This is a genomic window from Sandaracinobacteroides hominis (assembly GCF_016464365.1).
Lineage (GTDB): Bacteria > Pseudomonadota > Alphaproteobacteria > Sphingomonadales > Sphingomonadaceae > Sandaracinobacteroides > Sandaracinobacteroides hominis.
Window position 1 is genome coordinate 384,519 of record NZ_JADCUC010000002.1, and the last position, 26,117, is coordinate 410,635.

Consider the following 26,117-nt stretch of genomic DNA (forward strand, 5'->3'; position numbering starts at 1 on the left):
AGGATTGGGAAGGCAGGAGGACTTTGAGCGACACGGAAAATGCGGCATGCTCTGCGCCATGAGAAAGCTGCTGATAGGCCTGTTGCTGCTGGCCCTGTTCCTGGTGGGGGGCTGGCTCTGGATACGCGGGCCCATCGCGGAAACGACCACGGCAGCGCTCCGCGCCTATCCCATCTACAGCGTCGTGCGGACGCGAAACGAATCGATCCTGCGGTCGGCCCATGCCGGTGTCAGCGGCTCCAACCGGCTGATCCACCGCACCGACCTCGCCGGCCCGCGCGACCGCTGGGTGACCACCCCCAACAACGACACGCTCTATTCCAGCGCCTTCCTCGATCTCGCCTCCGGCCCCGTGGAGCTGACGATCCCCAAGGGCGACGGCCGCTATTTCAGCGTCGCGGTGATGGATTTCCGCAGCGACAACAACTTCGTCCTGCGCGAGACGGACGGCGACGGCAAGATCCGCCTGGAGTTCGGCGACGGCAAGACAGGCGCGCTGCCGCCGGCAGCAGACGGCACCCGCCGATATGCCGTTTCCACCAACGAGGCCTGGCTGCTGATCCGCACATTGGTGGATGGCGCCGAAGACCTCCCCGCCGCCCGCGCCGTGCAGCAGGGCTTCGTGCTGGGCGTGCCCCCCGCCAGCGTCCGCCCCCCGCGCGAAGCGGTGGTCCTGCCGGTGCTTCCCGGCCCGGACATGCTGCTCCGGCGGACAAACCCGGTGGTCGCCGAAAACCCGCACCTGCAGGACAAGTCGCTCGCAAGCACGGGCTACGGCCTCGGCCCTGACGCCTTCGACAATCTCCCGCTATGGCGCCAATGGCTGTGGCGAGCGCTCCTCCCGCGCATCTACGAACGGATGAAGGAGGGCATCAGCGCCGGCAGCCGCATCACCGGCGACGGCTGGTCGAAAAGCCCGGCCGGCATCGGCACGGCCGAGGCAAGCGACGCCGTGCGCGCCGGCGTGGCGCTTGGCGGCCTTGCGGCGCTGCCGGTAACCGAAGCCGTCTATTGGTCCGCCACGCAGGACAGCAGCCGGCAGGAACTGGACGGCGCGAAAAGCTATGCGCTGACCATCCCGGCACATGTTCCCGTAGACGCCTTCTGGAGCATTTCCATGTACGAGCGCCTGCCCGACGGGCGCCTGTTCTATGTGGAGAACCCGATCAACCGCTACGCGGTCGGCAACCGCACGCCGGGCCTGAAGAAGGCGGCGGACGGCAGCCTCACCCTCGTCATGTCTCCCACCGACCCCGGCCCGGAAGCCAACTGGCTGCCCACCCCGCCCAAGGCGCAATTCACCCTGATCTTCCGCGGCTATCGCCCGCAGGCACCGATCAGGTCGGGCGAATGGCGGCTGCCGCTGGTCGAAAGAGACGAACCTTGAAGCTCCTCGCCTGTGCGCTCGCCCTCCTGATCGCCAAACCGCTGCTCTCGCAGGACATGCACCCCACCCCGGCGCGCAGCTTCGGCGAAGGCCCATACCCCACGCTGGTGATCCGTGGCGCCACCCTCATCCCCGGCAACGGCGGACCGCCCGTCGGCCCGGCCGACATCGTCGTCCGCAACGGCCGCATCGCCGAAATCCGCAGCGCCGGCACCCCCGGCCTGCCGATGCAGCCCAACCGTAATCCGCAGAGCGCCAGCCGCGAAATCGACGCGACCGGCATGTATGTGCTGCCCGGCTTCGTCGACATGCACGGCCACAACGGCGATCCGGACAAGGTCGCCGACCCCAGCTATGCCTACCGCCTCTGGCTCGCCCACGGCGTCACCACCATCCGCGGCGTCCCGCTGTTCGGCGGCGATGTCGCCCACGCCCTCAGCGACAAGCGCCGCGCCGAAGCCGGCGAGATCGCCGCCCCGCACATCTATGTCTATCAAACCCTCGGCAGCGGCTGGGCCAACGGCCCCACCGATACGCCCCAGAAAGCCCGCGCCTGGGTGCGCTGGGCCGCCAGACAGGGCGTCGACGGCATCAAATTCTTCAACCGGGGCGTCGAAACCCCTGAAATCGACCGCGCCGCCATCGACGAAGCAAAGAAATACGGCATGGGCACCGTCGCCCACCTCGCCCAGCCCAACATCGTGGAGTTCGATGCCCGCGATGCCGCCGCTGCCGGCCTCGGCACCATCACCCATTTCTATGGGCATTTCGAATCCATGCTGAAGGGCCGCCGCGCCCAGGACATGCCGCCAGGCTATAATTTCAACGACGAGCAGGCCCGCTTCGGCGGCATCGCCGAAATCTGGAACCAGATCCACGAACCCGGCGGCCCGGAATGGGTCGCCTACCTCGAGGAGCAGAAAAAAACCGGAGTCGTCTTCGACCCCACCTTCAACATCTACTCCGCCAGCCGCGACCTGATGCGCGCCCGCAACGCCGATTGGCACCAGCGCTACACGCCGCCCTCGATGACCCGCTTCTTCGAATCCAACCGCGACAACCACGGCAGCTATTTCTTCGACTGGACCACCACCAACGAAGTCACCTGGCGCAACTTCTACCAGCGCTACATGCGGCTGGTGAACGACTACAAGAATATGGGCGGCCGCGTCACCACCGGCAGCGATCCGGGCTTCATCTGGCAGATCTGGGGCTTCAGCTACATACTGGAGCTGGAGATGCTGCAGGAGGCTGGCTTCTCCCCCATCGAGGTGATCGAAGCCGCCACCATCAACGGCGCGAAGACGCTCTCCGAACCCAAGGGCCGCGAACCGGATTTCGGCCTCGTCCGCACCGGGATGCGCGCCGATCTGGTGATCGTCCCCGAAAACCCGCTGCAAAACCTGAAAACGCTCTACGGCACCGGCCACGAACGTTTGGACGACGCCACCAACCGCCAGAAACGGGTGGGCGGCGTCCGCTGGACCATCGTCAACGGCATCGTCTACGACGCCCCCGCCCTGCTGAACAGCGTCGCCGCACAGGTCGAGCAAGCAAAAGCAGCAACCCCACAACCCTAAGCCCGTCTCGCCACCATCAACAATCGGGCAGACCCCAACCACCAGATGGCCCCGAGCTGGGGGTGTGCCTCCGGCGGGCAGGACTCTGCCCTGCACCCTCGATGATCAGGTCGGCGCTTGGTTCATCGACGGCAGCTTTGGGTCGTTAACGGACGCAAAAACTAAGTCGCGCTACGCAGCTTGTCCCAACACGAACCTCGCTCGCTCGCGGCGCAGCATCTCATATGGTGTTATACAGCTGACGCCGAGGCCTATACAGGCGTTAGGGATTTTGATCTTCCGGACAGATTCCGATGGCACTTCATGCGTCACGAGAATGCATTCGGTTGCCTTTGCATGGGCAACGAGCCAATAGTCCGCAACTTGGAGAAACGTGGCTATCGCCGCCGGTTCGTAATTCTGACCGGTGGCCCACGCTGAAACTTCGCCGAGCGCGGGGAGCACGGCGTCATCTGGCGAGAGAAAAAATCCCCTGCCTCTCGCGGCCACCCAATCGGCGAGATCATCACCTCCGCCGACAAGTTCGTCACTGACTTTCTCGATACTCCCCACGTTTTGCGCGGCATTCTGATCGATAAGCCATTGCCAAAATGCCGGGCAGAAATCGAAGCCGTAATGAAGATTTTTCGCTTGAATGAAAATGTTGGCATCAAGCAGGTAGCGCATCAAACAAGTACTCCCACTTCCTGCCCGATGTGATTGAAGGTTTCGGTCTTGGCGACGCCTAACATCCGGAAAGCGTCCCGATAGAGCGTCTGGCCCTCCAAGGTGCTTTCCACAAGAGCGCGTGCAAACCGTCGACTAACCCTCGCCAAGGTGGTACGATAGAAGTCGCCCCCTCCATTCCCTTGCTCGGCTAGAGCGCGCAGACGTGCGCGCTCAATTGCCCAAGCAACATCGAACTGTACTTGGGTCAGCCAACCGGCATCTAACAGGCGGCGCAAGATCACGAGACTGCTGACTTTGTATCGCCGGGTTAGCCTGGCGACTGCATCCTCGAGTTTCTCATTCTCACGCAAGTCAGCTTGCAGGGCTTCTAGTGGAACGAGCAATTCGGCCGCCACCGCATTGCACCAAACCTCCTCGCGACGATGGCCATGAATCGGCCCCGCCCCAGCGTTGGAAACGGCCGTAGCGCCAAGCCAGAGATGGGCAAGTTCATGCGCCAAAGTGAACATCTGCGCCGACTTGCTGTCGGCACCATTGATGAAAACGAGTGGGGCTTGCGGATCGGCGAGCGCGAATCCGCGGAACTCCTCGGGATCAAGCCGGCGATTATTATTGCTGAGCACCACCCCACTGACCATCACAAGAATGCCCAGATTGTCGGCCCCGCCAATGAACAGGCGCAGGGCTTCTTCCCAAGTGCGGCATGCGGCTCGCGCAGCGAGATCGAACCCCAAAGCTTCGGACATAGCGGCCGCCACGGCCGTTGGAGAATCGCCGAGCCGCGCGCTTCCGACCTGTTCGATCACCGGTAATCGAACGGAGCGAGCATAGTCTTTGAACCAGCCCTGTCGTTCCTGACAGGCATAGAGCATGTCGAGCAGGTCGGGACTCGGTCGACCGACACCGCGCCCGTCCATAGTTCTGAAATCAGGGATAGGTAGTTGCTCAACCGGAGGTGCCGGCAGAAACAGATATCCGATAGGGACATGGACGGCTGTCGCGAAGGCCTGCAGTTGTTTGAGGGTCGGACGCGCCTCACCGCTTTCCCAAAGCGCAAGCTTGGGAAAGCGGTGCTCCAAATCCGCTGGCTCCTTAGCCGCACGCTCCCGTGCCCAAGTAAACATTTCTGGCTGGATGGCAGCTCTAGTCATCCATAGTTCCTATGCTGCGTGCCCCCGTTTCATCCATAGCCCCTTTCGACGATGGCATCGGCGATCGCAAGCGAATTGGGGCGACGATCAGATTTCATTCTCCAAAGCCTCGAACACTGCGGTTCCTTGTTGGTTGTCTCTGCAAGTGATTTGCAAGTGGCTGTCAGCCATTTCCGTGGCAACCGATCAAAGAATGTCCGCTTTCAGGTGTTGAAATCTTTCGTTCTTATAGAAGAATTGCACGAAACCCGCCTCCCCACCTGTCCTACACCCCCCGATCCATGCCACACCCGCCCCATGCAATGCACGCGAGGGCGCCAGAATTTCGCTGTCCTACACGCAGCTTGTCACCTACGTGCGCGCCCGTACGCACGTGCAGGTGGGAAGTTTGGGAAGTTTGGAAGGTCTCCGGCGGCAATCCTCCAACAGGCTTCCCGTTGCAGCCACAGGAGCCATCCCATGCCCGACGCGCCGATCCCGCCCATTTTCTCCATCCTGGCGGTTTCCTTTGCATCGTGGCGGGACTAGGCCTTGGGCATGGCCGAACCGCTTCGCATCGCCGCCGCTCAGCTCAATCCTTCGATGGGGGATCTCGCTGGAAATGCCACCGCCATGCTGCGCGCCCGCGCTTCCAGCGATTGCGATATCCTGGTCACGCCAGAGCTGTCGCTGATCGGCTATCCGCCCGAGGATCTGGTGCTGAAGCCGGCACTGGTGGCCGCCGCCGAGGTGCAGCTGCAGCGCCTGGCAGAGGCGACGGCGGATGGCGGCCCGGCCATGCTGGTGGGCACCACCCACCGCGACGAGCAGGGCCTGCACAACGGCTATGCCCTGCTGCGCGACGGCAGGGTGGCCGGACTCACGCTGAAGCATGATCTTCCCAACTATGGCGTCTTCGACGAAAAGCGGGTGTTTTCCGCCGGGCCGCTGCCGGAACCGCTGGAGTTCATGGGGCTTCGACTCGGCATCCCCGTCTGCGAGGACATGTGGACCCCGACGGTCTCCGCGCATCTGAAATCGCGCGGCGCGGACCTGCTGATCGTCCCCAACGGCTCCCCCTACGAGCTGGGCAAGGAGGATCGCCGCCTGCTGCTGGCGCAGGCCCGCGCCGCCGAAACCGGCCTTTCGCTGCTCTATGTGAACCGTACCGGCGGGCAGGACGAGCTGGTGTTCGATGGCGGCAGCTTCGCCGTCAACGCCGGCGGCGAAATGATGGCCCGCCTGCCCGATTGGGACGAAGCGGTGGTGCCGCTGGAGTGGTCGCGCGGCAAGGGTTTCGCCGCCGGCACGAAGCAGATGCCGGATACCTACGAGGAGGAGATCTACCACGCGATGCTGGTGGGGCTGCGCGATTATGTCGGGCGCAACCGCTTTCCGGGCGTGGTGCTCGGGCTGTCCGGCGGGATAGACAGCGCGCTGTCGGCGGCAGTCGCCGTCGATGCGCTGGGCGCGGATCGGGTCTGGTGCGTGATGCTGCCCAGCCGTTTCACCGGCCGCGAGAGCCTGGACGATGCCGCCGGCTGCGCGCGGATGTTGGGCGTCCGGCTGGACAATATCCCGATCGAGCCCGCCGTCAGCTCGATGGAGATGATGCTGGCCGGCCAGTTCGCCGGCCGCCCGCGCGGTCTGCCGGAGGAAAATCTGCAGTCCCGCCTGCGCATGGTGACCCTGATGGGCCTGTCGAACCAGTTCGGCCACATGCTGCTGACGACGGGCAACAAGAGCGAGATGTCGGTCGGCTATGCCACCCTCTATGGCGACATGGCAGGCGGCTATAATGTGCTGAAGGACGCCTACAAGACGACGGTGTTCCGGCTTTCCCGCTGGCGCAACGCCCAGCGCCCGCGGCTGGGGCTGGGGCCCGACGGCCCGGTTATGCCCGAACGGGTGATCTCCAAGCCGCCCACCGCCGAGCTGCGCGAGAATCAGCGCGACGACGATTCACTGCCCCCCTACGACGTGCTCGACCCGATCCTGAACGGGCTGGTGGAAGAGGAGCTTTCCGCCGCCCAGATCGTGGAGCAGGGCATTTCCGACATGGAAACGGTGAAGCGCATCGAACGGCTGCTCTATATAGCCGAATACAAGCGCCGGCAGGCGCCGCCGGGCGTGAAGATCGGCCCGCGCAATTTCGGCCGCGACCGCCGCTACCCGATCACCAACGCCTTCCGGACCGGCAGCTAGCGAACCAGCGTCTATCGATCATTCCAGGCGACTCCACAGGGCGCCTCCGACGTACCATCGATGCTCGTCTGCGCAGTGCCGCCGCTCGCTAAAAGCCGTTCCCGCCCTGCGCCGATCCCAACAGGTCGATGCCTTCGAACAGCCGGGTAAGCGCCGCCCGTTCCTCGGCGCCGATTTCCGGCCGCCAGATTTCGAAGAGGAGGATGACGCGTGTTTCAGTGCCCCGGTTCCAGGCCTCATGCTCGAAGCTGTCGTCGAAAATCAGCGCCTTGCCCGGCTCCCACCGCCGCGTTTCCGGGCCGACACGGAGCGCGCAATCGGCGTTCACCACCAGCGGGACATGGCAGATGAGGCGGGTGTTCAGCATGCCATGGTGCGGCTGGATGTGGGTGCCGGGCTTCAGCAGCGACCAGAGCGCCATCGGCGAGCGCCCCTTGATCACCGGGATCGGAGCAGCCGCCAGCGCCGCCATGGTCGCGGGCGCGGCGGCGGCATGTTCGGCAACGATCTCGCCGTTCTGCCAGAAATAATGGGCGCCCCACGAAGGGTCGTTCTTCAGCGGATTGTTGGGCGCCGGCCGGCCCGGTTGGGTTTCCACATAGGGTCGGAAATCCTCGCCACCGGCAAGGCGGAAGGCGAGTTCGGCCTGCATCGCCGGAATGGCGGCCTCCAACTCGGCCAGCCAGGGAAATTCATGGCGTTCATAGAAAGGGCGCTGGGGCAGGCCGGGGAAATAGAACATGCTGGGCTGCTGCAGATAGAGCGGCACCTTGCCGCTCAGCATGTCGATGGCCAGCGCGACGCGGGGAACGTGGGCAATGTCGCCCAGCGCAGCGCGCATATGGCCCTCGAAGCGGGCGCCGGCTTCAGCGAGCCAGGTCTGCGCGCGCTGCAACAGCGGGTGCAGTTCCGGCGGAACCGGTCCGGCGGCGGCCCGCTTCAGGGCGGCCTGATAGAAAGCCGTGGCGGCACGGTCGTCGCCGCGCTCCGCCTTCAGATTACCCATGGCCAGCATGGGCAACATCTGGCCCGGGCTCAGCTCCAGCGCCCGGGCGAGCGCCTGCTCCTCGCCATGCGGATCGCCGCTCATCCGCGCGACCTGCGCGGCAAGGAGCGGTGGCGCGTCGGCAAGCGTCGCCAACTGTGCGCGGGCTCCCGCCACGTCTCCGCGACGGAGCGCTGTCTGGATATCGGCGACTATGGCGGCGACAGGTTTGTTCAAAGCTGGGCGGCGGGAATATTGAACGTGTCGCAGGCGTTGGGATTGCCGCTTTCAAAACCCCTGGTCAGCCAGCGGACGCGCTGTGCGGCGCTGCCGTGGGTGAAGCTGTCTGGCACGACGCGGCCTTGCGCCTGCTTCTGCAGGGTGTCGTCGCCGATCGCCTGCGCCGCCCGTACGCCCTCCGCGAAATCGCCGGAATCGAGCAGGTTGCGGTTGTTGGCGGCCCAGACGCCGGCATAGCAATCGGCCTGCAGTTCCAGCCGCATCAGCCACTGGTTCGCTTCCGCCTGGCTGCGAGCGGATTTCTGCCGCTTGGTGACTTCATCGGAAATGCCGGTGATGGTCTGGATATGGTGGCCGACTTCATGCGCGATCACATAGGCGGCGGCAAAATCGCCGGGGGCGCCAAAGCGGCTGTGCAGCTCGTCGAAGAAGCTTGTGTCCAGATAGACCTTCTGGTCGCCCGGGCAATAGAAGGGGCCGGACGCGGCCGACGCCGAGCCGCAGGCGGAGCGGATGCTGCCATCGAACAGCACGAGTTTCGGGGCGGGATATTTCTCGCCCGATGCGGCGAACAGCTTGCTCCAGGTATCTTCGGTGGTGGCAAGCACCTTGGCGACAAACTGGTCGGTGGAGCCGGGGGCCATCTGCGGCGCGGGCGCGCTTTGCGTGGGGGCGCTGGCGTGCGGTGCAACTGCAGGGCTGCCGCCACCACCCATGTTCGACAGCAGGAAGACGGCGCCAAAGGCGACGATGATGCCCACGATGCCGAACTTGGAGCCAATGAGCGGGATCAGCAGGCCCAGCAAGCCGCCCATGCCGCCAAAGCCGCCGGCCTGCTGGCCGCCGCCGCCGCCGAAGCCGATGCCGCCTTCGCCGCGCCGGTCCTCCACGTTGCTGCTTTCGCGCTGGTCGTCGAGCCTCATGTCCTACCCTCTCGCTATGCCCCGTTCGCGGCGAGGATAGGGGAAAGCGCCGGAGGTTGCGAGCAAAACAGGCTGCCCATGGAACGGGATGTCGCGCCGGGCTTGGAGACGGGCGGCAGAGGCATTACGTCGAGTGACAAGAGGAGATGGGAATGCGCGTGATTGCAGCGGCGGTTCTGGGTGCGGTTCTGGTTGCAATTCCGGCGGTCGCGCAGGTGCGGCCGCCCGTGGTTGCCTTTGACGTGCCGGCCGAGCCGGGGGTCGCGCAGGAGGTGTGGGCGACCGGCCTGGTGAAACCATGGGGCATGGCCTTCCTGCCGGACGGGCGCGCCATCGTGACCGAGAAGGCCGGGCGTATGCGGATCGTTTCGAAGGACGGCCGGGTGGGGCCGCCGGTGGCGGGCATGCCGAAGATACCGGTGATCGGGCAGGGCGGCCTGCTGGACGTGGCGGTGCATCCGGACTTTGCGACCAATGGGCTGGTTTACTTCACGCACGCGACGGGGACGGATGCGGCCAATGCCACGGCGCTTTCACGGGGCAAGCTGACCGGCAACATGCTGACCGAGGTGCAGGAGCTGATCCGAAATCCGGTGTCGAAAGGCGGTGGCCAGCATTTCGGCTCGCGGCTGCTGTGGCTGCCCGATGGCTCGCTGCTGATGAGCGTGGGCGATGGCGGAAACCCGCCGGCGTCGGTGCTGGGCGACCTGAGCCGCAAGCAGGCGCAGAATGGCGCCACCTGGTTCGGCAAGGTTCTGCGGGTTACAGCCGATGGCCTGCCGGTGAAGAACAATCCCGGCGTGCTGAACCCCAGGCTGGGCTGGGACCGGCGAGTGTGGAGCATCGGCCACCGCAATATCCAGGGGCTGGCGCGCGACGGCTCGACCGGCGTGGTGTGGGCCACCGAGCATGGCGCCAGGGGCGGGGATGAGCTGAACCGGATCGTCGCGGGCGGCAATCATGGCTGGCCGATAGTGACCTACAGCCTGGAATATTCCGGCAAGGTGATCACCGAAGAACGCTCGCGGCCCGGTTTCCGCGATCCGGTTTCGGTGTGGGTGCCGTCTATCGCGCCATCCGGGCTGGCAGTCTATCGCGGGACGGTGCTGCCGGGGCTGAACGGGGCGATCCTGGCGGGCGGGCTGATGAGCAGCGATGTGCGCGTGCTGCGCATGGGGGCTGATGGCGCGGCGCGGCCCGAACGGCGGATCGAGATCGGCGCGCGGGTGCGCGATGTCGTAGCGGGTCCTGACGGGCTGATCTATGTGCTGACGGACGAGGACGAGGGGCGGATCATCCGGCTGAAACCAGCGGGCTGAGGGCTGCGGCGAGCGCCGGCCAGCCCTTTGCGGCGACAGCGATTCCGGTCGCGATGACGAGGATGGCGAACAGCCGTGCGAGCAGATTGCGGCGGCTGGCGAGGCGCTTGCCCACTGCTATGCCCGCGGCGGCTCCTGCTGCGCCCCCGGCGACCATGATTGCAGTGAGGGGCCAGTCGACGCGGCCGGCCAGCGCGTAGCTGGTGGCGGTGGTTGCGCCCAGCGCGAAGACGACGACGAGCGAGGTGCCGACCGCAGAGGTGATGGGCATCGCCGTGGCGAGCAGGAGCGCGGGTACGATGAGGAAGCCGCCACCTATTCCGAAATAGCCGGCAAGGAGGCCGGTGCCGAGGCCGAGCGGTACGAGGCGCGGGAGCAGGCGGGCGGCGCTGGCGCGGGTGAGGCGGACGCTTGGGTCTGGCTCCGATTGGCGGGGGCGGAGCATGGACAGGCCGACGCCGAGCATCAGCAGGCCGAAGAGGGCGAGGAGGAGGTCGGGGTCTGTGGCCTTGCCGGCCCGTGAGCCGATCCATGCGCCGATGCTGCCGGCGCCTGCGAAGACCAGCGCGCAGTTCCACTTCACGTTTCCGGTGCGGGCGTGGCCCGAGAGGCTGAGGAGGGCGCTGAGCGAGACGGCGACTGCGGCGGTGCCGATGGCGGCGTGCGCATCCTTTACGCCGACGAAATAGACCAGCAGCGGCACGGCGATGATGGAGCCGCCCGCGCCGATGAGGCCGAGGATGAGGCCGATGGCGACGCCGGCGGCGAGGGCTGCGGGGATCATGCAGCCTTGTTCCACGGCATCAGGGCAAGGAGATGCGCCATGCCGCACCAGCCGGTAACGCCGGCGAAGGTGAGGCCCGCGCCGACGAAGGCGGAGAGGCCGAGGAACGCCGGGTTTACCGTGACGCTGAGAATTACGCCGGCGAGGATTAGGGCGCCGGCGGCAATCTGTACCTGCCGCATGATCGGGATGGGCTGGCTGCGATCCGCGACGACTGGGCCGCCTGCGGCTGCCCATGCGGAGAGGCCGCCTTCGAGTATCCGGGCGCGGGGGCCTGCAGCAGCGGCGATCCGGGTGGCGCAGCCGCCGGTGCGGGCGCCGGAGCGGCAGGTGAAGACGAGCGGGCCTGCGGGGAGACGTGCGGTTTCGAGCTGCTCTTGCGGGATGTTGAGGCTGCCGGGGACATGTTCGCGGGCGAACTCATCTGCCCCGCGGATGTCGATAAGGGTGGCGCCTGCGGCGACGCGTTGGCGGGCTTCGGTGGCGGTGATGCGCATGGGCTCAGGCTTCCTGGGTGCAATAGAGGGTATGGAGGGTTTCCATCAGCTGCAGCACGCGCGGGTCTGCGATGCGATAGCGGATGGACTGGCGCTCGCGCGTGGTGGCGACGAGGCCGTCTGCGCGGAGACGGGCGAGGTGTTGCGACAGGGCGGACTGGGAGAGGCCGACCGAGTCCGCGAGCGCGCCGACCGGCATTTCGCCTGCCTCTGACAGGCGGCAAAGGATCATCAGGCGCGGGGCGCTGGCGAGCAGCGCGAGCGTTTCCGCAAGCCGCCCTGCCTGGGCTGCGAACTGGACTGGATCGAGGGGGGCATTTGGCACGGCTTGACCTTTATATTAGATAAAACTAAATTAGTATTATTGAATATAATGTCAAGGATCTGCCATGACCGCCATCATCCGGGCCTTCTTCGACGAGCCCACCAACACCGTTTCCTATCTTGTTTCCGACCCCTCGATGCAGGCGGCCGCGATCATCGACCCCGTGCTGGATTTCGATCAGCCTTCGGGGCGGATTTCGACGCGGTCCGCCGATGCGCTGTTGGCGGCGGTGGCTGAGGGTGGACTGCGGCTGGAGTGGATATTGGAGACGCATGCACATGCCGACCATCTGTCTGCGGCGGGTTATCTGAAGGCGAAGTCTGGCGCGAAGCTGGGCATTGGTGCGCGCATCGGCGAGGTGCAGGCGATCTTTCGACCGCGCTTTGGCATCGAAGGCGGGACCGACGGGTTTGACCATCTGTTTGCCGATGGCGAGCGCTTTCATCTGGGTGCGCTGGAGGTGGAGGTGCTGGCGACGCCGGGGCATACGCCGGCCTGTGTCAGTTATCGCATCGGCGACGCGGTGTTCGTGGGGGATACGCTGTTCATGCCCGACTATGGGACAGCGCGGGCGGATTTTCCCGGCGGCGATGCAGCGACGCTCTATGCCTCGATTCAGCGGTTGCTGGCGCTGCCGCCCGAGACGCGGTTGTTCATGTGCCACGATTACAAGGCCCCCGGGCGCGAGGCGTATCGCTGGGAGACGACGGTGGCGGCGCAGCGCGCGACCAATGTGCATGTGCATGACGGGGTGAGCGCCGAGGAGTTTGTGGCCATGCGCACCGCGCGCGATGCCGCGCTGGCGGTGCCGAAGCTGTTGCTGCCTTCGCTGCAGGTGAATGTGGAGGGTGGACGGTTGCCGCCGGCAGCCGGGGATGGGGCGCGGCGGATGGCACTGCCGTTGACCGTGCCGGAGGGCTATGCCGAGGCATAGGGCATTTACAGGGTTTACTTGTAGGAGATAATTTGAGGTAATCTCCGTATGGATCCTGTCAGAAACCCCTTTGCGCCCGGCGCGGGTACGCGCCCGCCCGAGCTTGCCGGACGCGACGACCTGATCGAGCGGGCGGAGATTGCGCTAGATCGCATCGCCCGCGGGCGGCAGGCGCGCAGCTTCATTCTCTATGGCTTGCGCGGCACCGGGAAGACCGTTCTGCTGGGGAAGATTCGGCAGGATGCCGAGGCACGCGGGTTGCACGCGGTCAGGATCGAGGCGCCGGAAGGACGCTCGCTGCCGGCTATGCTGGCTGCGCCGCTCAGGGCGCTACTGCTGAAACTGGACCGGCTGGAGGCGACCAAGAAGGGGGCGCAGAGGGCGCTCAGGGCGCTCGCAAGTTTTGCCAAGCTGAAGGTGAGCTACTCCGACATCGAGGTTACGCTGGATGTCGAGCCAGAGAAGGGCGTGGCGGATTCCGGCGATCTGGAAGTCGACCTCACCGAACTGCTGCTGGCGGTGGGCGAGGCTGCGAAGGAACGCGACACGGCGGCGATCCTGGCCATCGACGAGATCCAGTATGTGAAGGAAAGCGAGATGGCGGCGCTGATCGCGGCGCTGCATGCCGTGGCGCAGGCGCAGCTGCCGGTTACGATGGTGGCGGCCGGGCTGCCGCAGCTGCTGGGGCAGATGGGGCGGGCGAAAAGCTATGCCGAGCGGCTGTTCGAATATGTGGAGGTGGCGCGGCTGGATGCCGGCGCTGCGCGCAATGCCATCGTGCTGCCGATCGAACGCGAGGATGAGGAGATCGAACGCGACGCAGTCGAGGCCATCCTAAAGGCGACGCAGGGCTATCCCTATTTCCTGCAGGAATGGGGAAAACATGCCTGGGACCTGGCGTTCGGTTCGCCGATCACCTTGCAGGATGTCGAGAACGCGACGGTAACGGCGGTCGCCGAGCTGGATGCGAGCTTTTTCCGCGTGCGCTTCGATCGGCTGACGCCGACGGAAAAGCGCTATGTGCGGGCGATGGCGGAGCTGGGGGCGGGGCCGCATCGTTCGGGCGATATCGCCGAGCTGCTGGGGAAGCAGGTGACGCAGCTGGCGCCCATCCGCAACAGCCTGATCAAGAAGGGGATGCTGTATTCGCCAGCGCATGGCGATACCGCCTTCACCGTGCCGATGTTCGACGAGTTCATGCGGCGGATCATGCCGGAGCTGGTCTGAGCGGTGTTTCCGGCGTCGCGCCGAGGACGATACCGAGTGGCCGCCAGCGCATGGCGGCAAGCGCCGCGATCATGCAGCTGGTGGCAGTGACGGCGATCAGCAGCGTCGCTTCGAGTGGTAACGGCCTGGCGTGCGGCGATTTCACATGCCAGTCCCACGACACATAGAACATGCCGCTATGGTATAGGATCAGCAGGCCGAAGGCGGCGATGCGCAGCCAGTCATGGTCGAGGCGGCGAGAGGAGGCTTTGGTCTTGCCCTTGACATGACAGCCGGTCGGCGGAAATCTCGCGGAAAGACGCGACAGGCCGGAAGGCTGGGACGAGCGGTGAGGTGCCTGTGACGAGCGGTGAGGTGCCTGTGACGAGCGGTGAGCGGGCTGGGACGAGCGGTGAGCGGCGAATCTGGCCGTCGCGTGGGGCATGGTTGACGCTTGCGCTGATCGTGACCGTGGTGACGATTGTGAACACGACATCCATCCTGATGCAGGCGCCCGAAGGAAAGCGGGATTTCGAGGCTTGGGAGCCGCTGGTATGGGAGACCAGCAGCGGCATTGCCGTGCTGACGCTGGTGCCGCTGATCTACTGGGCCTATCGCCGCTGGCCGCCGGTTCCGCCCAGCTGGCGGAAGGCGGCGGCGCATCTCGGCACGACCGTGGTGTTTGCCATCGGCCATGTAGCGCTTCTCTGGTCGCTGCGATCGCTGGCTTATGGACTGATGGGCGGCAACTACGCCTGGGGCGGTGACGGGTTCGGCTTCGAATTCCTGTTCGAATGGCGCAACGATGTGCTGAGCTATTGCCTGATCCTGATGCTGTTCTGGATCGAGCAGCGCTGGCGGCAGCCTGCCGTGCCGGCAGTTTCGCAGGAAGCTCTGCTCAGCTTCCGCACTGGCGGCGGGACGGTGCATTTGCGCCCGTCGGAAATCCGGCTGGTGGAGGCGGCGGGCAATTATGTGGAGATCGAGGCGGGCGAGCGGCGGCATCTGGTGCGCATGACGCTGGCGGCCGCTGCATCGGAACTGGGGCCGGGCTTCGTGCAGGTTCACCGCTCCCGGCTTGTGAACCGCGACATGATCCGGGCGGAAAAGCCGCAAGCATCCGGCGACGTGCTGTTGGACCTCAGCGACGGTACGGCGGTGATGGCAAGCCGGCGCTATCGCGACCGGTTGCCATCTGCGGCGGGCGGGCTTTAGGCCGGCAGACTTGGGGGTGTCACAAAGCTGTCGTAAAGCGACGACCATGCTTGATGCCCGCAAGAGTTTCCGCCCCGACGACCCGCTGCGCGCTCTGGGAATCCGTGCCGTGCCGAGCGGCCCGGGCGGGACGCCGCTGGACGACAGCTTGCGCCAGTTGGTGGCCGAGCAGCTGCTTGCCGGCGAGACGGCGGAGGCGGTGCTGGCCGTGCTGATGCGGCGCGGCGTTGCGGCAGCGGAGGCAAAGGCGGAAATCGCCGCCGCCGCCGGGCATCCCTATCTGAAGGCGGCGACGCAGCTGCAGGCGCGGCTGGCGAAGCGTGACTGGCTGCTGGAAGCCCGCGCCAAGCTGGAGCGGATGCAGGTGGCCGAGGTGCCCCGGCGCGAGCGGCTGGCGCCGGAAACCTTCTTTGCCGAACACTATACGACGCTGACCCCGGTGGTGCTGACCGGGATGACCGAAGATTGGGCCGGGCGCCAATGGTCTTTGGACAGCCTCGCCGGGCTCGGCAATCCCGAAGTCGAGGTGCAGGGCGGGCGCGAGGCGGACGTCGACTTCGAGCTGAACAGCATCGCCCACAAGCGGAAGATGCGCTGGCACGAGGTGTTGGAACTGCTGCGCGGCGACCCGGAAACCAATGATTTTTATGTGACCGCCAACAACAGCGGCGTGAACCGCAAGGCACTTGCAGCGCTGTGGGCGGATGTCGGCGACCTGCCAGGCTATCTGGGCAAGAGCCATCTGGGCGACGGCTTCTTCTGGATGGGCCCGCGTGGCACGGTGACACCCTGGCACCATGATCTGACGCAGAATCTGCTGGTGAACATGGTGGGGCGCAAGCGTGTGGCGCTGGTCTCGCCTGCGGAGACCCACCGGATGCGCAACCACCGGCATTGCTTCAGTTGCTTTGGCGCCGATGCGGAGTTGCAAGGCGTGCCGGCGGCGGTGCGACCGCGGGTGCTGACGGTGGAAATCGGCCCCGGTGACATCCTCTTCCTGCCGGTGGGCTGGTGGCACCATGTGACCGGGCTGACGATGACCATCGGCATGAGCTTCACCAACTTCGTCTGGGACAATGAGTTTACCAGCTTCTACGCCAGTGAAGGGGCGCTCTGACCGGTACTGCGCCTGACAGGGGCAGGCCTGCGGCTGCAAGGCCGTGCACAACGAGATCAACCGCCTTCGGAAAACGACGCAAGGAGCGCTGGGCGCCCGCCATGACCTCCGGCGGCGCTACAGCGATGCCGTGGTGAAGACGGGCGCGGTGCCGATGACGGTGCCGGAGCAGCAGATCGACGCCCGCATCGCGGCTGCGTGACGGCCGGGGAGGGGAAACCCACCCCGGCCCGCTCCTCAGATGCCGTCCAGCCCCTTGCTGACGAGCACGTTCACCGCAACACGGCGGTTCTGCGCCTTGCCCTCTTCGGTGTCGTTGCTGGCCGTCGGGTCTGCCTCGGCCATGCCGGTCGGCGTCAGCATGCGATAGGGCTTCCAGCCGCAACGCTGCTGCAGGAAGTTCACTACACGCGTGGCGCGCTTTTCGCTGAGCGTCTGGTTGAAATCTTCGTCGCCGGTGGAATCTGTGTAGCCGACCACCAGAAGAAGGGCGTTGCTGGTGCCTTCGGCCTGTGCGGCGGCGGCGCAAAGCTCGGCCTTCGCCTGATCCGAGAGCACCGCCTTGCAGTCGTCAGAACTTCACGCTCGCCTCCACGCCGATCATGCGCCGGGCGCCGGGGCTGATGAAGCTGCCGCCGAACTCGATCGCGGGAATGGCTTCGTTGATATATTTTTCGTCGAACACATTGTCGACGAAGGCGGCGACTTCGAACGTCTCGAAATTCAGCCCCAGCCGCAGGTTCACCACGTCGAAGGCACGGCGTTGGGCGACATCATAGCGGGCGTCGCCAACAAAGGCCGGAAGCGCCAGCGCCGAGCCGGGCAGCAGGCCGGAAAACAGCGTCGGCGCGGTCTGGTCCTGCACGGTATGGAACCAGGTGGGGCCGGTGCGGCGCCAGTCCGCGCGGGCGAGCACGGTCAGGTTCTCGGTTACCGGCAGCGCCAGCTGGGTGCCGAGGTTGATCGTATAGTCCGCGGTATAGGGGCTCTTGTTGCCGACCGTGCTGGGGCGCGAGCTGTTCTTCTTGATCTTGCTGTCGGTGATGTTGGCCGAGCCGAACACCGTCCAGCCATCCAGGATCGAGGCAGTGACGTTCAGCTCGCCACCCCACAGATCGACCTTGTCGATGTTGGAGACAACCCGCAGCAGGCCGAACGAGCCGACGAAGAACTCGAAGAACTGCATGTCGCTGACCTTGGTGTAGAAGCCGGCAAGGTCGAACTGCACGCGGTTGTCGAAGAGGCTGCCCTTGATGCCGGCCTGCCAGTCGACGTTGCCGAAGGTGCCGGTGAAGCGCGCCTCGGCAGAGAAGTCCTCCTGGTCGCGGGTCTGCAGCTGGGTGCCGTCGCAGATGGTGGGGCTATAGGCGCCGAAGGTGGAGCCATTCACCGGATCGTAGATGAAGGGGATCGGATTATTGCCGATGAAGGTCGGCGAATTGGTGGGGAAGCCGGTGAGGGCGGCTGTGGTCTCGAAACATGTGTTGGAGACGGCGAGGTTGGTGGGGTTTGCCGGCGTACCCAGCGCAGAGGCTATATAGCATCGCGGGCGCCGTTGATGCCGCGGATGTTGATCTGGGTATCGCCGGCCTCAGCAGTGCCGGTGACGATGGTGACACCTGGGGCGAGCTGGGCGAAATCCTCGGCCGTGGCGAGCCGGGCCTGGGCGATGGTGTCGGCAGTGAGCACGGTAACCGAGGCCGGGACATCGACCGCACGCTGCGAGGAGCGCAGCGCCGTGACGAGGATGTCTTCCTCCTGTGTTGCCTCCTGCGCCAGAAGCGGTTGCGACAGCATGGTGGTGGCAAGCAACAGGAGGACTGGACGGACCATGTTGTAACTCCCTGAAAAGTTGTTTTGTTATGGTTATTGTATACAATGTTTCAGGGCCAATGGCTATCGCGCCGGATTCGAGGGCTGCGACAGCGTGGCATGTCGGCAACAGTAGGTCGGCACCAGTGGATGGATGGAAAGGTCAGGCGCAGCGCGCATGTCGAAGGCTTCGGAACGTGCCTATTCCCGTATCCGGGCGGGGATCACCGGCGGCGAATGGGGGCCGGGCACGCCCCTCCGCGAGGAAGAGCTGGCCACGCTGTGCGGTGTTTCACGCACGCCGGTGCGCGAGGCCTTGCGCCGGCTGGAAGCCGAGTATCTGGTTCGCCGCACCGAGGGTGCGCGCAGCTTCGTGGCGGACTGGTCCGCAGACGATGTGGCCGAGCTGTTCACGCTCCGGGCGATTCTGGAGGGGCATGCGGCCGAGCGGGCCGCCAGCCGCATCACGGCGGAGCAGCTGACGGCGCTGGAGGCCATGAACGAGGAAGTGCGGCTGTCGGTGGAAACGGTGGATACCGAACGCTTCCTTGCAGGCAATCGCGGCTTTCATGCGGTGGTGGTCGAAGCGGCACAATCGCCGCGGCTGGCCGCCATGCTGGGAGCGTTGGTGGAGCAGCCGGTCATCCGCCGCACCGCGCGCCGCTATGGCGCGGAAGAGTTCCTGCGCAGCCATGCCGAACATGCCGCGATCCTCGACGCCTTCCGTGCGCGCGACCCGCAGTGGGCGAAGGCGATGATGATGGGGCATATCCAGCGCGCGCTGCACGTGTTTGCGGCAGCAAGCAGGGCGGAAACGATGTAATCCTGCTTTACATTCAGGGGGCTGGCGCTGGGTGGTCAATCCGCGTTAACCAACGGTCCAAGGTCGGCAAGAACCAGTGTACAAAGAGGGACAGGTCGCGTGAACAGCCTAACCATTGAACGTCGCTCCCGGTTTGAGCGGGATGCTCTGGATCATATTCTCGATCAGCGCCGTGGCTTCGACAGGGCCCGGATGAAGCAGGTGATTGCCGCCGAGGCAGCCGCAAGCCCGGCCTTCGCCCGTCGGCGCGCCAAAATCTCGCAGGATCGCAGCATCCTGGTGAAGCAGGGCAACATCATTTCTGCGGCCGGCGCGCTCGCCGTTGTCGGGGCCGCGGTCGCCATGGCTGTGCTGGGCGTCACGCTGGAAAACCAGGTGATGCTGATGCTGGTCGGCGGCATGGTGTTGGGCCTGTTCCGCCTTGTGCTGCAGACCGAGCGGCCGAATAGCTCGGTGCTGGCAGGTGGGTGGCTGGTTGTCAGCCTGCTGCCGTTTGCACGCGCCGACGTCGGCGGAATCGATCTCTATCTGCTGGCGCTGGGCTGGCTGGCGATCGGCGCCCGCAGCTGGATGCAGCTGCGCGCGCAGGAATTTGATCGCGACGAAATCCAGCTGATGCTGGATGCGCAGGGCCGCGAAGCCCATGTGGAACAGATGCGCCGGCAGGTGGCCGCCGCGATCTGAAGGCGTCCGTCCCGATGCCGCCCCGTTTGGCGGGGCGGCGGTTCGGGTCAGATCAACTTCTGCTTCGGGGCGTCAGATGACGCCCTCGCTCTTCAGGCCGGCGATGTCGTCGTCGGAAAGCCCCAGCAGATCGTGATAGATGGCGTGGTTGAAGGCGCCCATCGGCTTCCCCGGCCAGTTCACCTTCCCCGGCGTGGCCGACAGCTTGGGCGCCACGTTCTGCATTACCAGATTGTCGAAATCCGGATGCGGAACATGCACCAGCGCCTCGCGCGCCTGGAAGTGCGGATCGGCCAGCATGTCGGGCGCCTTGTAGATCTTGCCGGCGGGAACGCCATGCGCTTCCATCGTCGCCAGCACCTTTTCCGAGGTCTGCGTCCGGGTCCAGTCGCCGATCAGATCGTCCAGCTCCTGCTGGTGCGTGCCGCGGGCGCCGTGTGTGGCATAGCGCACGTCGGCCGCCAGCTCGGGCCGCCCCATCGCTTCGGCAAGGCGCGCAAAGACGCTGTTCTGGTTGGCGCCGATCAGGATATCCCCGTCGGAGCAGGGATAGACGTTGGAGGGCGCGACTCCGGGCAGGATGGACCCGGTACGCTCCCGCGTGATGCCGCCGACGCTATATTCGGGCACCGTCGATTCCATCATCGCCAGAACCGCTTCATAGATGGCGCTGTCCACCACCTGGCCCTCGCCGGTACGATTGCGGTGCTGCAGCGCCATCATCGCGCCAAGGCAGGCATAGGTGGCGGCGAGCGAGTCGCCGATGGAGAGGCCGACGCGGCTGGGCGGCGTGGAGGGATCTCCGGCGAGGTTGCGGATGCCGCCCATCGCCTCGCCGATGGAGCCATAACCGGCGCGCGGCGCATAGGGGCCGGTCTGGCCATAGCCGGAAACGCGGATCATGATGAGGCCGGGATTGTCGGCCGAGAGCAGCTCATAGCCGAGCCCCCACTTCTCCATCGTGCCGGGGCGGAAATTCTCCAGCAGGAAATCCGACTTCTTCACCAGCTTCTTCAACAGCTCGGCGCCGCGCGGATCGCGCAGGTTCAGCGTGATCGTCTTCTTGTTGCGGCCGACAACAGGGAACCACAGCGGCTGGCCCTGCCCCCATGCGCGCATCGGATCGCCGACAGTGCTGTCACCGGGGCGCGCGGGGGCCTCGATCTTGATCACCTCGCAGCCATGATCGGCCATCAGCTGCCCGCAGAAGGGGCCGGCGATCAGTTGGCCCATTTCTATCAGCCGCAATCCGTCCAGCGCGCCTTGTGCCATGGGTGATTCTGTCCTCGTTTTGCCTTAAGGCGTGCTTGCCTTGAAACCGGTTGAGGCCATATAGGCGCTGAACGCAATTGTATACAATATTGGAAATCCGGCAGCCTGTGAGGGTATGTCAGAACGTGTCGGGGAAGGACGAAGGATGGGCCAGACAGTCGAAACCGCAGGAATTCGCGCCGTGCAGGTGGTGGAGGTCGGCGCGCGCGACGGCCTGCAGAACGAAAAGGAAGTGATCGGCACGGCCGACAAGGTGGAGATGCTGAACCGGCTGATGGCGGCCGGCGTCCGGCGGCTGGAGGTGGCGAGCTTCGTCAACCCGGCCCGCGTGCCGCAGATGGCAGACGGCGAGGCGGTGATTGCCGCGCTGCCCGACCGCAAGGATGTCTCCTACATCGGCCTGTGCCTCAACAAGCGCGGCGTGCTGCGGGCGCTGGCAACGCGCGAGGGCGGCAAGCGCGGGGTCGACGAGGCGGGCTGCGTGCTGGTCGCCTCCGATACCTTCGGGCAGCGCAACCAGGGGCAGACCATTGAGGAAGGCCTGCGCGAGAACCGCGAGATGCTGCGGCTGGCGCGGGAAGGCGGTCTGCTGCCGCAGGTGACGATCTCGGCGGCGTTCGGCTGCCCGTTCGAGGGCGAAGTGCCGCCCGAGCGGATCGTGGCGCTGGCCAAAGAACTGGCCGAGGCGGGGGCCGTGGAAATCGCGCTTGCCGACACGATCGGCGTCGGCGTGCCGCAGCAGGTGGAGGAACTGGCCGGCCGCGTGCGCGAGGCGATCCCCGGCGTCAGGCTGCGGGCGCATTTCCACAACACGCGTGGCACCGGCATCGCCAATGCCTGGGTGGCCTATCGGGCCGGCGCGGATGTGCTGGATTCCAGCCTGGGCGGGCTGGGCGGCTGCCCGTTTGCGCCCAAGGCAACCGGCAACATCGCCACCGAGGATCTGGTCTATATGCTGAACCGGTCGGGCGTGGCGACGGGCCTTGACCTGGAGACGCTGATAGCGACCAATCACTGGTTCGAGGGCGTGCTCGGGCGACCGCTGCCGGCGATGCTGGGAAAGGCGGGCGACTTCAGGCCGGTGGAGGTTGCTGCATGAAATTCCGGGGGACTCTGATCGTAGCCGCGCTGCTGGCAGGGCCTGCACAGGCGGAAGTCGTGGAATCGGGCCCCCAGGGATTTACCTCGCAGAGTTCGGCGCTGCTGTCGAAGCCGCCGGCCGAAGTCTGGGCGCGGCTGGTGGAGTGGCCGCGCTGGTGGGATCCCGCGCACAGCTATTCGGGAAATGCAGCAAGCCTGTCGCTGGACCCGCGCGCCGGCGGCCTGCTGATCGAAACATGGGATGGCGGCAGCGTGCGCCATGCGGTTGTCGTGGCGGCAATGCCGGGCACCATGCTCCGGATGAGCGGCGGCTTTGGCCCACTGCAGGCGCTGCCGATGGACGCGATCCTGGATTTCAGCCTGCAGCCTGAGGGGCAGGGCACGCGCCTGACCATGCGCTACCGCGTCGGCGGCCCGCCGCAGTCCGGGCTGGACAAGCTGGCGGCGCCGGTGGACGCGGTGATGTCGGCAGGCTTCCAGCGCCTTTCGCGGTTCGTGGAAACCGGAAAGGCGCCCTGAAAGGGGAGTGAAACGAATTCAGGCGGTGGTGGCGTAGCCGCCGTCTGCGGTGATGGTGGCGCCGCAGAGATAGCCGGACGCCTTCGAGCCGAGGAACAGGGCAACGCCTGCCATGTCCTCCGCCGTGCCCCAGCGGGCCATCGGCGTGACGGAGAGGCTTTCGTTGTTGATCTGGTCGGCGATGCCGGCGGTCATCTTCGAGGGGAAATAGCCCGGCGCGATGGCGTTCACGGCGATGTTCCGCCTGGCAAGGTTCTTCGCCATCATCCGCGTCATGTGCAGCACGCCGGCCTTCGAAGCCGCATAGCTGTAGGTCTCGATCGGCGAGACATGCTGACCGTCGATCGAGCCGATGTTGATGACGCGGGCATTGTCCTCGGCCGTTGCGGCGGCTTCCAGCTGCGGCAGCAGGCGCTGCGTCAGGAAGAAGACGGACTTCACATTGATGTCCATCACCTTGTCCCAGCCGATCTCGGGGAAATCGTCGATGCTGGCCCCCCACGAAGCGCCGGCGTTGTTGAAGAGGATATGCACCTTGGGCGCGATCCTTGCGACTTCGGCTGCAAAGCGGTCGATTTCGCTCATCTGGCTGAGGTCTGCCGGGATGGCCGTGGCAGCGCTGCCCAGCTTGGCGGCCAGGCCCTCGACATCGGAGGCCTTGCGGCTGGTGAGGATCACCTGCGCGCCGTTCTCGACATAGGCGCGGGCGATCATTTCGCCGATGCCGCGGCTGCCGCCGGTGATGACGACGGTCTTGCGGGCGACGGAGAAAAGGTCGGTGATCTTGACGGACATAAGGCCTCTCAGATTGGCTCCCCGGCAGCTCGGGCACGCTGGATGCGCGTAGCCTCCGCCTTGGGCAGGTTGCGATAGACATAGAACATGCAAAGCAGCGGGATGGGCGCCAGCAGCACCGTGGCGATGAGGGCATGGCCCAGATCGCCCAGCAGCTCGGAAACCCGTCCCACAAGGAACGGCCCGAGACCGAGCCCGATCACCGTGGTGCCCAGGAAGAAGGCCGCAGTGGAGGCGCCGCGCATCCGTGGCAGCACCAGATCCTGCGCGGTGGCGCCGGCGATGCCAACCCACAGCGCGCCAGCCAGCGACGCCATGAACGCCCAGACGAAGAACAGGGTGAGCGAACTGGTGGTGTATTGCAGGATGATGAAGGGGATCGGCAGCAGGATGGTGAGGAAGCCGACGAGGATGCGTCCGCTGGGATTCACCTTGCGCCAGCGGTCGCCCAGGTGGCCGCCGAGGATGATCGAAAGGAAACCGGCAACGGCGGCCGGCCCGCCGAGGAACAGGCCGATCATTGCCTTGTCGGCGCCGAAGGTGCGGATCGCATAGGGCGTCGCCCAGAAGCCGTGCGCATAGCCCGACATCGAGACCAGGCCAAAGCCAAGCACCATGAACAGGAAGGTGGGAGTGCCCCAGATCAGCTCATAGGTGGGCCGGTCGCGGTGGCCCAGCGAGCGCGACCAGGAGAAGACCGCATAGCCGGCGAGGCCCAGCGCCAGCCACTGCGGCCAGTTGCCGGTGAAGTGCGACATGCCGGCGAAGAACAGGGCTGCCACCGCCAGACCGGCAAGATTAACCGCCAGCGCCACCTTGCCGTGCTGGGCAGCATGGATCAGCGTGAAGGGTGGCAGCACGCTGAAAAGCTCCTGCGCGAACTTGCGGAAGGGCGTCGGCTCGGCCGGCATGACAATGCCTTCCGAAAGGCCGCGGATCGGCTCGCGCAGGGTGGAAACCCAGGCCGCCAGCAGCAGGCCCGGCAGGCCCACCGCCATGAACGCCGCCTGCCAGCCGACCAGACCCATCGGCCCGCCGTCGGGGAAGGCAAGGTTCCAGCGATCGACGATCAGGCCGCCGATGAACAGCGACAGGCCGCCGCCCAGATACAGGCCGGAAGAATAGATGGAGAGCGCCGTCGCGCGCTTTTCCTTGGGAAAATAGTCGGAGAGGACGGAGTAGGCGACGGGCGAGGCCGAGGCCTCCCCAACGCCGACACCGATGCGGGCAAGCGCCAGCTGTGAGAAACTGGAAGCAAGGCCGGAAAGTGCCGTCATCGCCGACCAGAGCGTCAGCCCGACGGTGAGCAGGCGCATCCGGTGCCACATGTCGGCCAGCCGCCCCAGCGGGATGCCGAACAGCGCGTAGAAGACACCGAACACGGTGCCATAGAGGAAGCCGATTTCGGAATCGGTAATGCCGAGGTCGGCCTTTATGTCCTCGGCGAGGATCGACATGATGTTCCGGTCGACGAAATTCATCACATAGACGAGGACGAGAACGCCCAGCACATACCATTTATACTTGCCGTCGACCTCCTGTTGGGCCGCAGCGCCCGGCGCCGTTTCAGCGCCTGGGCTCGCCTCAGCTGCGCCCAAATCCGATCTGTCCATCCCCGCTCCCGCCTTTAGATCTCCCGGGCCGGGCCTAGCAGGCATGTGGCCCGAGCGAAACGGCTTTCTCCCGCCATATTTGAAGAGGGTGTGGCATCGCGGCGCCTCGCTTTGCGGCATGGCAAAGGCCTGATATGCTTGGGACCGGAGGTATCTCCATGCCATTGACCGGGGGCGGCAAAGACGAAGGCGTCACCTTGATCGGCCCGCCGATGGCGCCGCCGGTGGAGCTGCTGCGCTGGCTGATGCAGGTGCACTGCCTGCCGCATCGGTTCGAGCCGCGCGCCGCCGGCCTGCATGCACCGCTGCAGAAGAAGCTGGGGCTGCCGATCGAACTTCCGCTGCTGTTGACGCCGGAGGGGCCGATAGGCGGCCTGCGCCCGGCCATCGGCTGGGTGGAGGGGCAGCTGAAGCAGGCGGGAGCCAGCCTCTATACCGGAGAGGCCGAGCGGGAATGGGCCGAAGCGCTGACAACCGAGCTGTTCCCGGCCGCTGTCCAGCTTTTCTACGCCTATATGCTGAAGAGCCCGCTGGCGATCATCCCGCCTTCTTTGGCCGGGGTGCCGTTGGGCGATCGGCTGGCGGTGACGCTGGGCTTTCCGCTGTGGCGGGCAGCGTTGCGGCGCGGGCTGAAGCTGGAAACCTTCCGCCCCGAACTTGCCGAAGCGGTGATCCGGCACCAGTTCGATCGGGTGGCGAGCGAATTGGGCGGCAAGAACTGGCTCTGCGGGAAACGCGCCTGTTTCCGCGACCTGCTGTTCGCCGTGCTCGCAAGCCCGGTGATCCTGCCACCCGGACATCCGGCGACGCTGCCGGCGATGGACTCCCTGCCCAGGGCGTTCCGGACACGGGTGGAATCGTTCCGCGCGCATCCCGCCGGGCAGCATGCGCTGAAGGTCTATGCGACGCGCGGGCAGGCCGATTGCCCCAAGGCGGAAACAATGACGGCCTGACCGCTGTTGCAACGCCCGCCGCCGCGCTA

General features: G+C 65.8%; 27 protein-coding genes and 1 pseudogene. 14 read left to right on the plus strand and 14 right to left on the minus strand.

What is annotated here, in order from left to right; all coding sequences use genetic code 11:
• The first annotated feature begins 58 nt into the window (after positions 1-58).
• Together IM784_RS06470 and IM784_RS06475 are read left to right on the plus strand one after the other, a co-directional pair.
• Positions 59-1,387 carry a DUF1254 domain-containing protein gene (locus IM784_RS06470; protein ID WP_199554474.1) on the plus strand — a complete coding sequence of 443 codons (1,329 nt, stop codon included), beginning with the start codon at positions 59-61 and terminating at the stop codon, positions 1,385-1,387.
• Positions 1,388-1,443: 56 nt separating this feature from the next.
• Positions 1,444-2,967, plus strand: coding sequence for an amidohydrolase family protein (locus IM784_RS06475; protein ID WP_408015284.1), 1,524 nt, complete (start codon positions 1,444-1,446; stop codon positions 2,965-2,967).
• 171 nt (positions 2,968-3,138) lie between these two features.
• Here IM784_RS06475 and IM784_RS06480 read toward each other — a convergent pair whose 3' ends face one another.
• Both IM784_RS06480 and IM784_RS06485 read right to left on the minus strand, forming a co-directional pair.
• On the minus strand, positions 3,139-3,633 hold the full coding sequence (locus tag IM784_RS06480; RefSeq protein WP_235976606.1) for a DUF4411 family protein: 495 nt from the start codon (positions 3,631-3,633) through the stop codon (positions 3,139-3,141).
• On the minus strand, positions 3,633-4,715 hold the full coding sequence (locus IM784_RS06485) for an ImmA/IrrE family metallo-endopeptidase (RefSeq protein ID WP_235976607.1): 1,083 nt from the start codon (positions 4,713-4,715) through the stop codon (positions 3,633-3,635). Before IM784_RS06485 ends, IM784_RS06480 begins: the two co-directional genes overlap by 1 nt.
• 609 nt (positions 4,716-5,324) lie before the next feature.
• Here IM784_RS06485 and IM784_RS06490 point away from each other — a divergent pair.
• Positions 5,325-6,971 (plus strand): NAD+ synthase, encoded by a 1,647-nt coding sequence (locus IM784_RS06490; protein ID WP_199554478.1) that lies wholly within the window; start codon positions 5,325-5,327, stop codon positions 6,969-6,971.
• 88 nt (positions 6,972-7,059) lie between these two features.
• Here IM784_RS06490 and IM784_RS06495 read toward each other — a convergent pair whose 3' ends face one another.
• Positions 7,060-8,193 (minus strand): aspartyl/asparaginyl beta-hydroxylase domain-containing protein, encoded by a 1,134-nt coding sequence (locus IM784_RS06495; protein ID WP_235976608.1) that lies wholly within the window; start codon positions 8,191-8,193, stop codon positions 7,060-7,062.
• Entirely contained in the window at positions 8,190-9,119 is a 930-nt protein-coding gene (gene ypfJ / locus IM784_RS06500) for a KPN_02809 family neutral zinc metallopeptidase (RefSeq protein ID WP_199554479.1), read from the minus strand. Before ypfJ ends, IM784_RS06495 begins: the two co-directional genes overlap by 4 nt.
• Positions 9,120-9,271: 152 nt before the next feature.
• Here ypfJ and IM784_RS06505 point away from each other — a divergent pair, with 152 nt between their 5' ends.
• Positions 9,272-10,438, plus strand: a complete 1,167-nt coding sequence (locus tag IM784_RS06505) for a PQQ-dependent sugar dehydrogenase (protein WP_199554480.1) — start codon at positions 9,272-9,274, stop codon at positions 10,436-10,438.
• Here IM784_RS06505 and IM784_RS06510 read toward each other — a convergent pair.
• Genes IM784_RS06510 through IM784_RS06520 form a run of 3 tightly spaced genes read right to left on the minus strand, consistent with a single transcriptional unit; the run spans position 10,413 to position 12,044 of the window.
• Positions 10,413-11,222 (minus strand): sulfite exporter TauE/SafE family protein, encoded by an 810-nt coding sequence (locus IM784_RS06510; RefSeq protein WP_199554481.1) that lies wholly within the window; start codon positions 11,220-11,222, stop codon positions 10,413-10,415. The two genes, IM784_RS06505 and IM784_RS06510, sit on opposite strands and share 26 nt — an antisense overlap.
• Complete coding sequence (locus tag IM784_RS06515; RefSeq protein WP_199554482.1) at positions 11,219-11,719, minus strand: rhodanese family protein; 501 nt, start codon at positions 11,717-11,719, stop codon at positions 11,219-11,221. The genes IM784_RS06510 and IM784_RS06515 overlap by 4 nt, the downstream gene beginning before the upstream one ends.
• Before the next feature lie 4 nt (positions 11,720-11,723).
• Positions 11,724-12,044, minus strand: coding sequence for an ArsR/SmtB family transcription factor (locus tag IM784_RS06520; protein WP_328799471.1), 321 nt, complete (start codon positions 12,042-12,044; stop codon positions 11,724-11,726).
• A 64-nt stretch (positions 12,045-12,108) separates the two neighbouring features.
• Here IM784_RS06520 and IM784_RS06525 point away from each other — a divergent pair, with 64 nt between their 5' ends.
• Both IM784_RS06525 and IM784_RS06530 read left to right on the plus strand, forming a co-directional pair.
• Positions 12,109-12,978: an MBL fold metallo-hydrolase gene (locus IM784_RS06525; RefSeq protein WP_199554483.1), complete on the plus strand. Its 870-nt coding sequence runs from the start codon at positions 12,109-12,111 to the stop codon at positions 12,976-12,978.
• A gap of 48 nt (positions 12,979-13,026) precedes the next feature.
• Complete coding sequence (locus IM784_RS06530; protein WP_199554484.1) at positions 13,027-14,205, plus strand: ATP-binding protein; 1,179 nt, start codon at positions 13,027-13,029, stop codon at positions 14,203-14,205.
• Here IM784_RS06530 and IM784_RS06535 read toward each other — a convergent pair.
• Positions 14,186-14,629, minus strand: coding sequence for a hypothetical protein (locus IM784_RS06535; protein WP_199554667.1), 444 nt, complete (start codon positions 14,627-14,629; stop codon positions 14,186-14,188). The genes IM784_RS06530 and IM784_RS06535 overlap by 20 nt on opposite strands.
• 2 nt (positions 14,630-14,631) lie before the next feature.
• Between IM784_RS06535 and IM784_RS06540 the strand changes: the two genes are divergently transcribed.
• The 3 genes from IM784_RS06540 to IM784_RS06550 are packed head-to-tail and all read left to right on the plus strand — an operon-like array spanning position 14,632 to position 16,718.
• Positions 14,632-15,399 carry a LytTR family DNA-binding domain-containing protein gene (locus IM784_RS06540; protein ID WP_199554485.1) on the plus strand — a complete coding sequence of 256 codons (768 nt, stop codon included), beginning with the start codon at positions 14,632-14,634 and terminating at the stop codon, positions 15,397-15,399.
• Between the two features lie 46 nt (positions 15,400-15,445).
• Entirely contained in the window at positions 15,446-16,516 is a 1,071-nt protein-coding gene (locus IM784_RS06545) for a cupin-like domain-containing protein (protein WP_199554486.1), read from the plus strand.
• Between the two features lie 43 nt (positions 16,517-16,559).
• Entirely contained in the window at positions 16,560-16,718 is a 159-nt protein-coding gene (locus tag IM784_RS06550; RefSeq protein WP_199554487.1) for a hypothetical protein, read from the plus strand.
• 35 nt (positions 16,719-16,753) lie between these two features.
• On the opposite strand, the pseudogene IM784_RS06555 reads toward IM784_RS06550, so the two are convergent.
• From IM784_RS06555 to IM784_RS17120, 3 genes and pseudogenes are all read right to left on the minus strand, one after another.
• A pseudogene (locus IM784_RS06555) lies at positions 16,754-17,089 on the minus strand (OmpA family protein); the annotation flags it as partial.
• Positions 17,088-17,906, minus strand: a complete 819-nt coding sequence (locus IM784_RS17115; RefSeq protein WP_328799472.1) for a TonB-dependent receptor domain-containing protein — start codon at positions 17,904-17,906, stop codon at positions 17,088-17,090. The pseudogene IM784_RS06555 and the gene IM784_RS17115, both read right to left, overlap by 2 nt.
• A 143-nt stretch (positions 17,907-18,049) precedes the next feature.
• Positions 18,050-18,349 carry a TonB-dependent receptor plug domain-containing protein gene (locus tag IM784_RS17120; protein ID WP_235976609.1) on the minus strand — a complete coding sequence of 100 codons (300 nt, stop codon included), beginning with the start codon at positions 18,347-18,349 and terminating at the stop codon, positions 18,050-18,052.
• Between the two features lie 157 nt (positions 18,350-18,506).
• Here IM784_RS17120 and IM784_RS06565 point away from each other — a divergent pair, with 157 nt between their 5' ends.
• The gene (locus tag IM784_RS06565; protein ID WP_199554488.1) at positions 18,507-19,151 is read left to right on the plus strand and encodes a GntR family transcriptional regulator; all 645 of its coding nucleotides are present in this window, start codon (positions 18,507-18,509) and stop codon (positions 19,149-19,151) included.
• Positions 19,152-19,250: 99 nt separating this feature from the next.
• The gene (locus tag IM784_RS06570) at positions 19,251-19,835 is read left to right on the plus strand and encodes a hypothetical protein (RefSeq protein WP_199554489.1); all 585 of its coding nucleotides are present in this window, start codon (positions 19,251-19,253) and stop codon (positions 19,833-19,835) included.
• Positions 19,836-19,907: 72 nt separating this feature from the next.
• Here IM784_RS06570 and IM784_RS06575 read toward each other — a convergent pair whose 3' ends face one another.
• Positions 19,908-21,107, minus strand: coding sequence for a CaiB/BaiF CoA transferase family protein (locus tag IM784_RS06575; protein WP_199554490.1), 1,200 nt, complete (start codon positions 21,105-21,107; stop codon positions 19,908-19,910).
• Positions 21,108-21,252: 145 nt separating this feature from the next.
• Here IM784_RS06575 and IM784_RS06580 point away from each other — a divergent pair, with 145 nt between their 5' ends.
• Positions 21,253-22,206, plus strand: a complete 954-nt coding sequence (locus tag IM784_RS06580; RefSeq protein ID WP_199554491.1) for a hydroxymethylglutaryl-CoA lyase — start codon at positions 21,253-21,255, stop codon at positions 22,204-22,206.
• Positions 22,203-22,727 carry an SRPBCC family protein gene (locus IM784_RS06585; RefSeq protein WP_199554492.1) on the plus strand — a complete coding sequence of 175 codons (525 nt, stop codon included), beginning with the start codon at positions 22,203-22,205 and terminating at the stop codon, positions 22,725-22,727. The genes IM784_RS06580 and IM784_RS06585 overlap by 4 nt, the downstream gene beginning before the upstream one ends.
• Positions 22,728-22,745: 18 nt before the next feature.
• Here IM784_RS06585 and IM784_RS06590 read toward each other — a convergent pair whose 3' ends face one another.
• Together IM784_RS06590 and IM784_RS06595 are read right to left on the minus strand one after the other, a co-directional pair.
• On the minus strand, positions 22,746-23,522 hold the full coding sequence (locus tag IM784_RS06590; RefSeq protein WP_199554493.1) for an SDR family oxidoreductase: 777 nt from the start codon (positions 23,520-23,522) through the stop codon (positions 22,746-22,748).
• A gap of 8 nt (positions 23,523-23,530) precedes the next feature.
• Positions 23,531-25,135 carry a spinster family MFS transporter gene (locus IM784_RS06595; protein ID WP_199554494.1) on the minus strand — a complete coding sequence of 535 codons (1,605 nt, stop codon included), beginning with the start codon at positions 25,133-25,135 and terminating at the stop codon, positions 23,531-23,533.
• A gap of 158 nt (positions 25,136-25,293) precedes the next feature.
• Here IM784_RS06595 and IM784_RS06600 point away from each other — a divergent pair, with 158 nt between their 5' ends.
• Positions 25,294-26,088, plus strand: a complete 795-nt coding sequence (locus IM784_RS06600) for a hypothetical protein (RefSeq protein WP_199554495.1) — start codon at positions 25,294-25,296, stop codon at positions 26,086-26,088.
• Positions 26,089-26,117 lie beyond the last annotated feature (29 nt).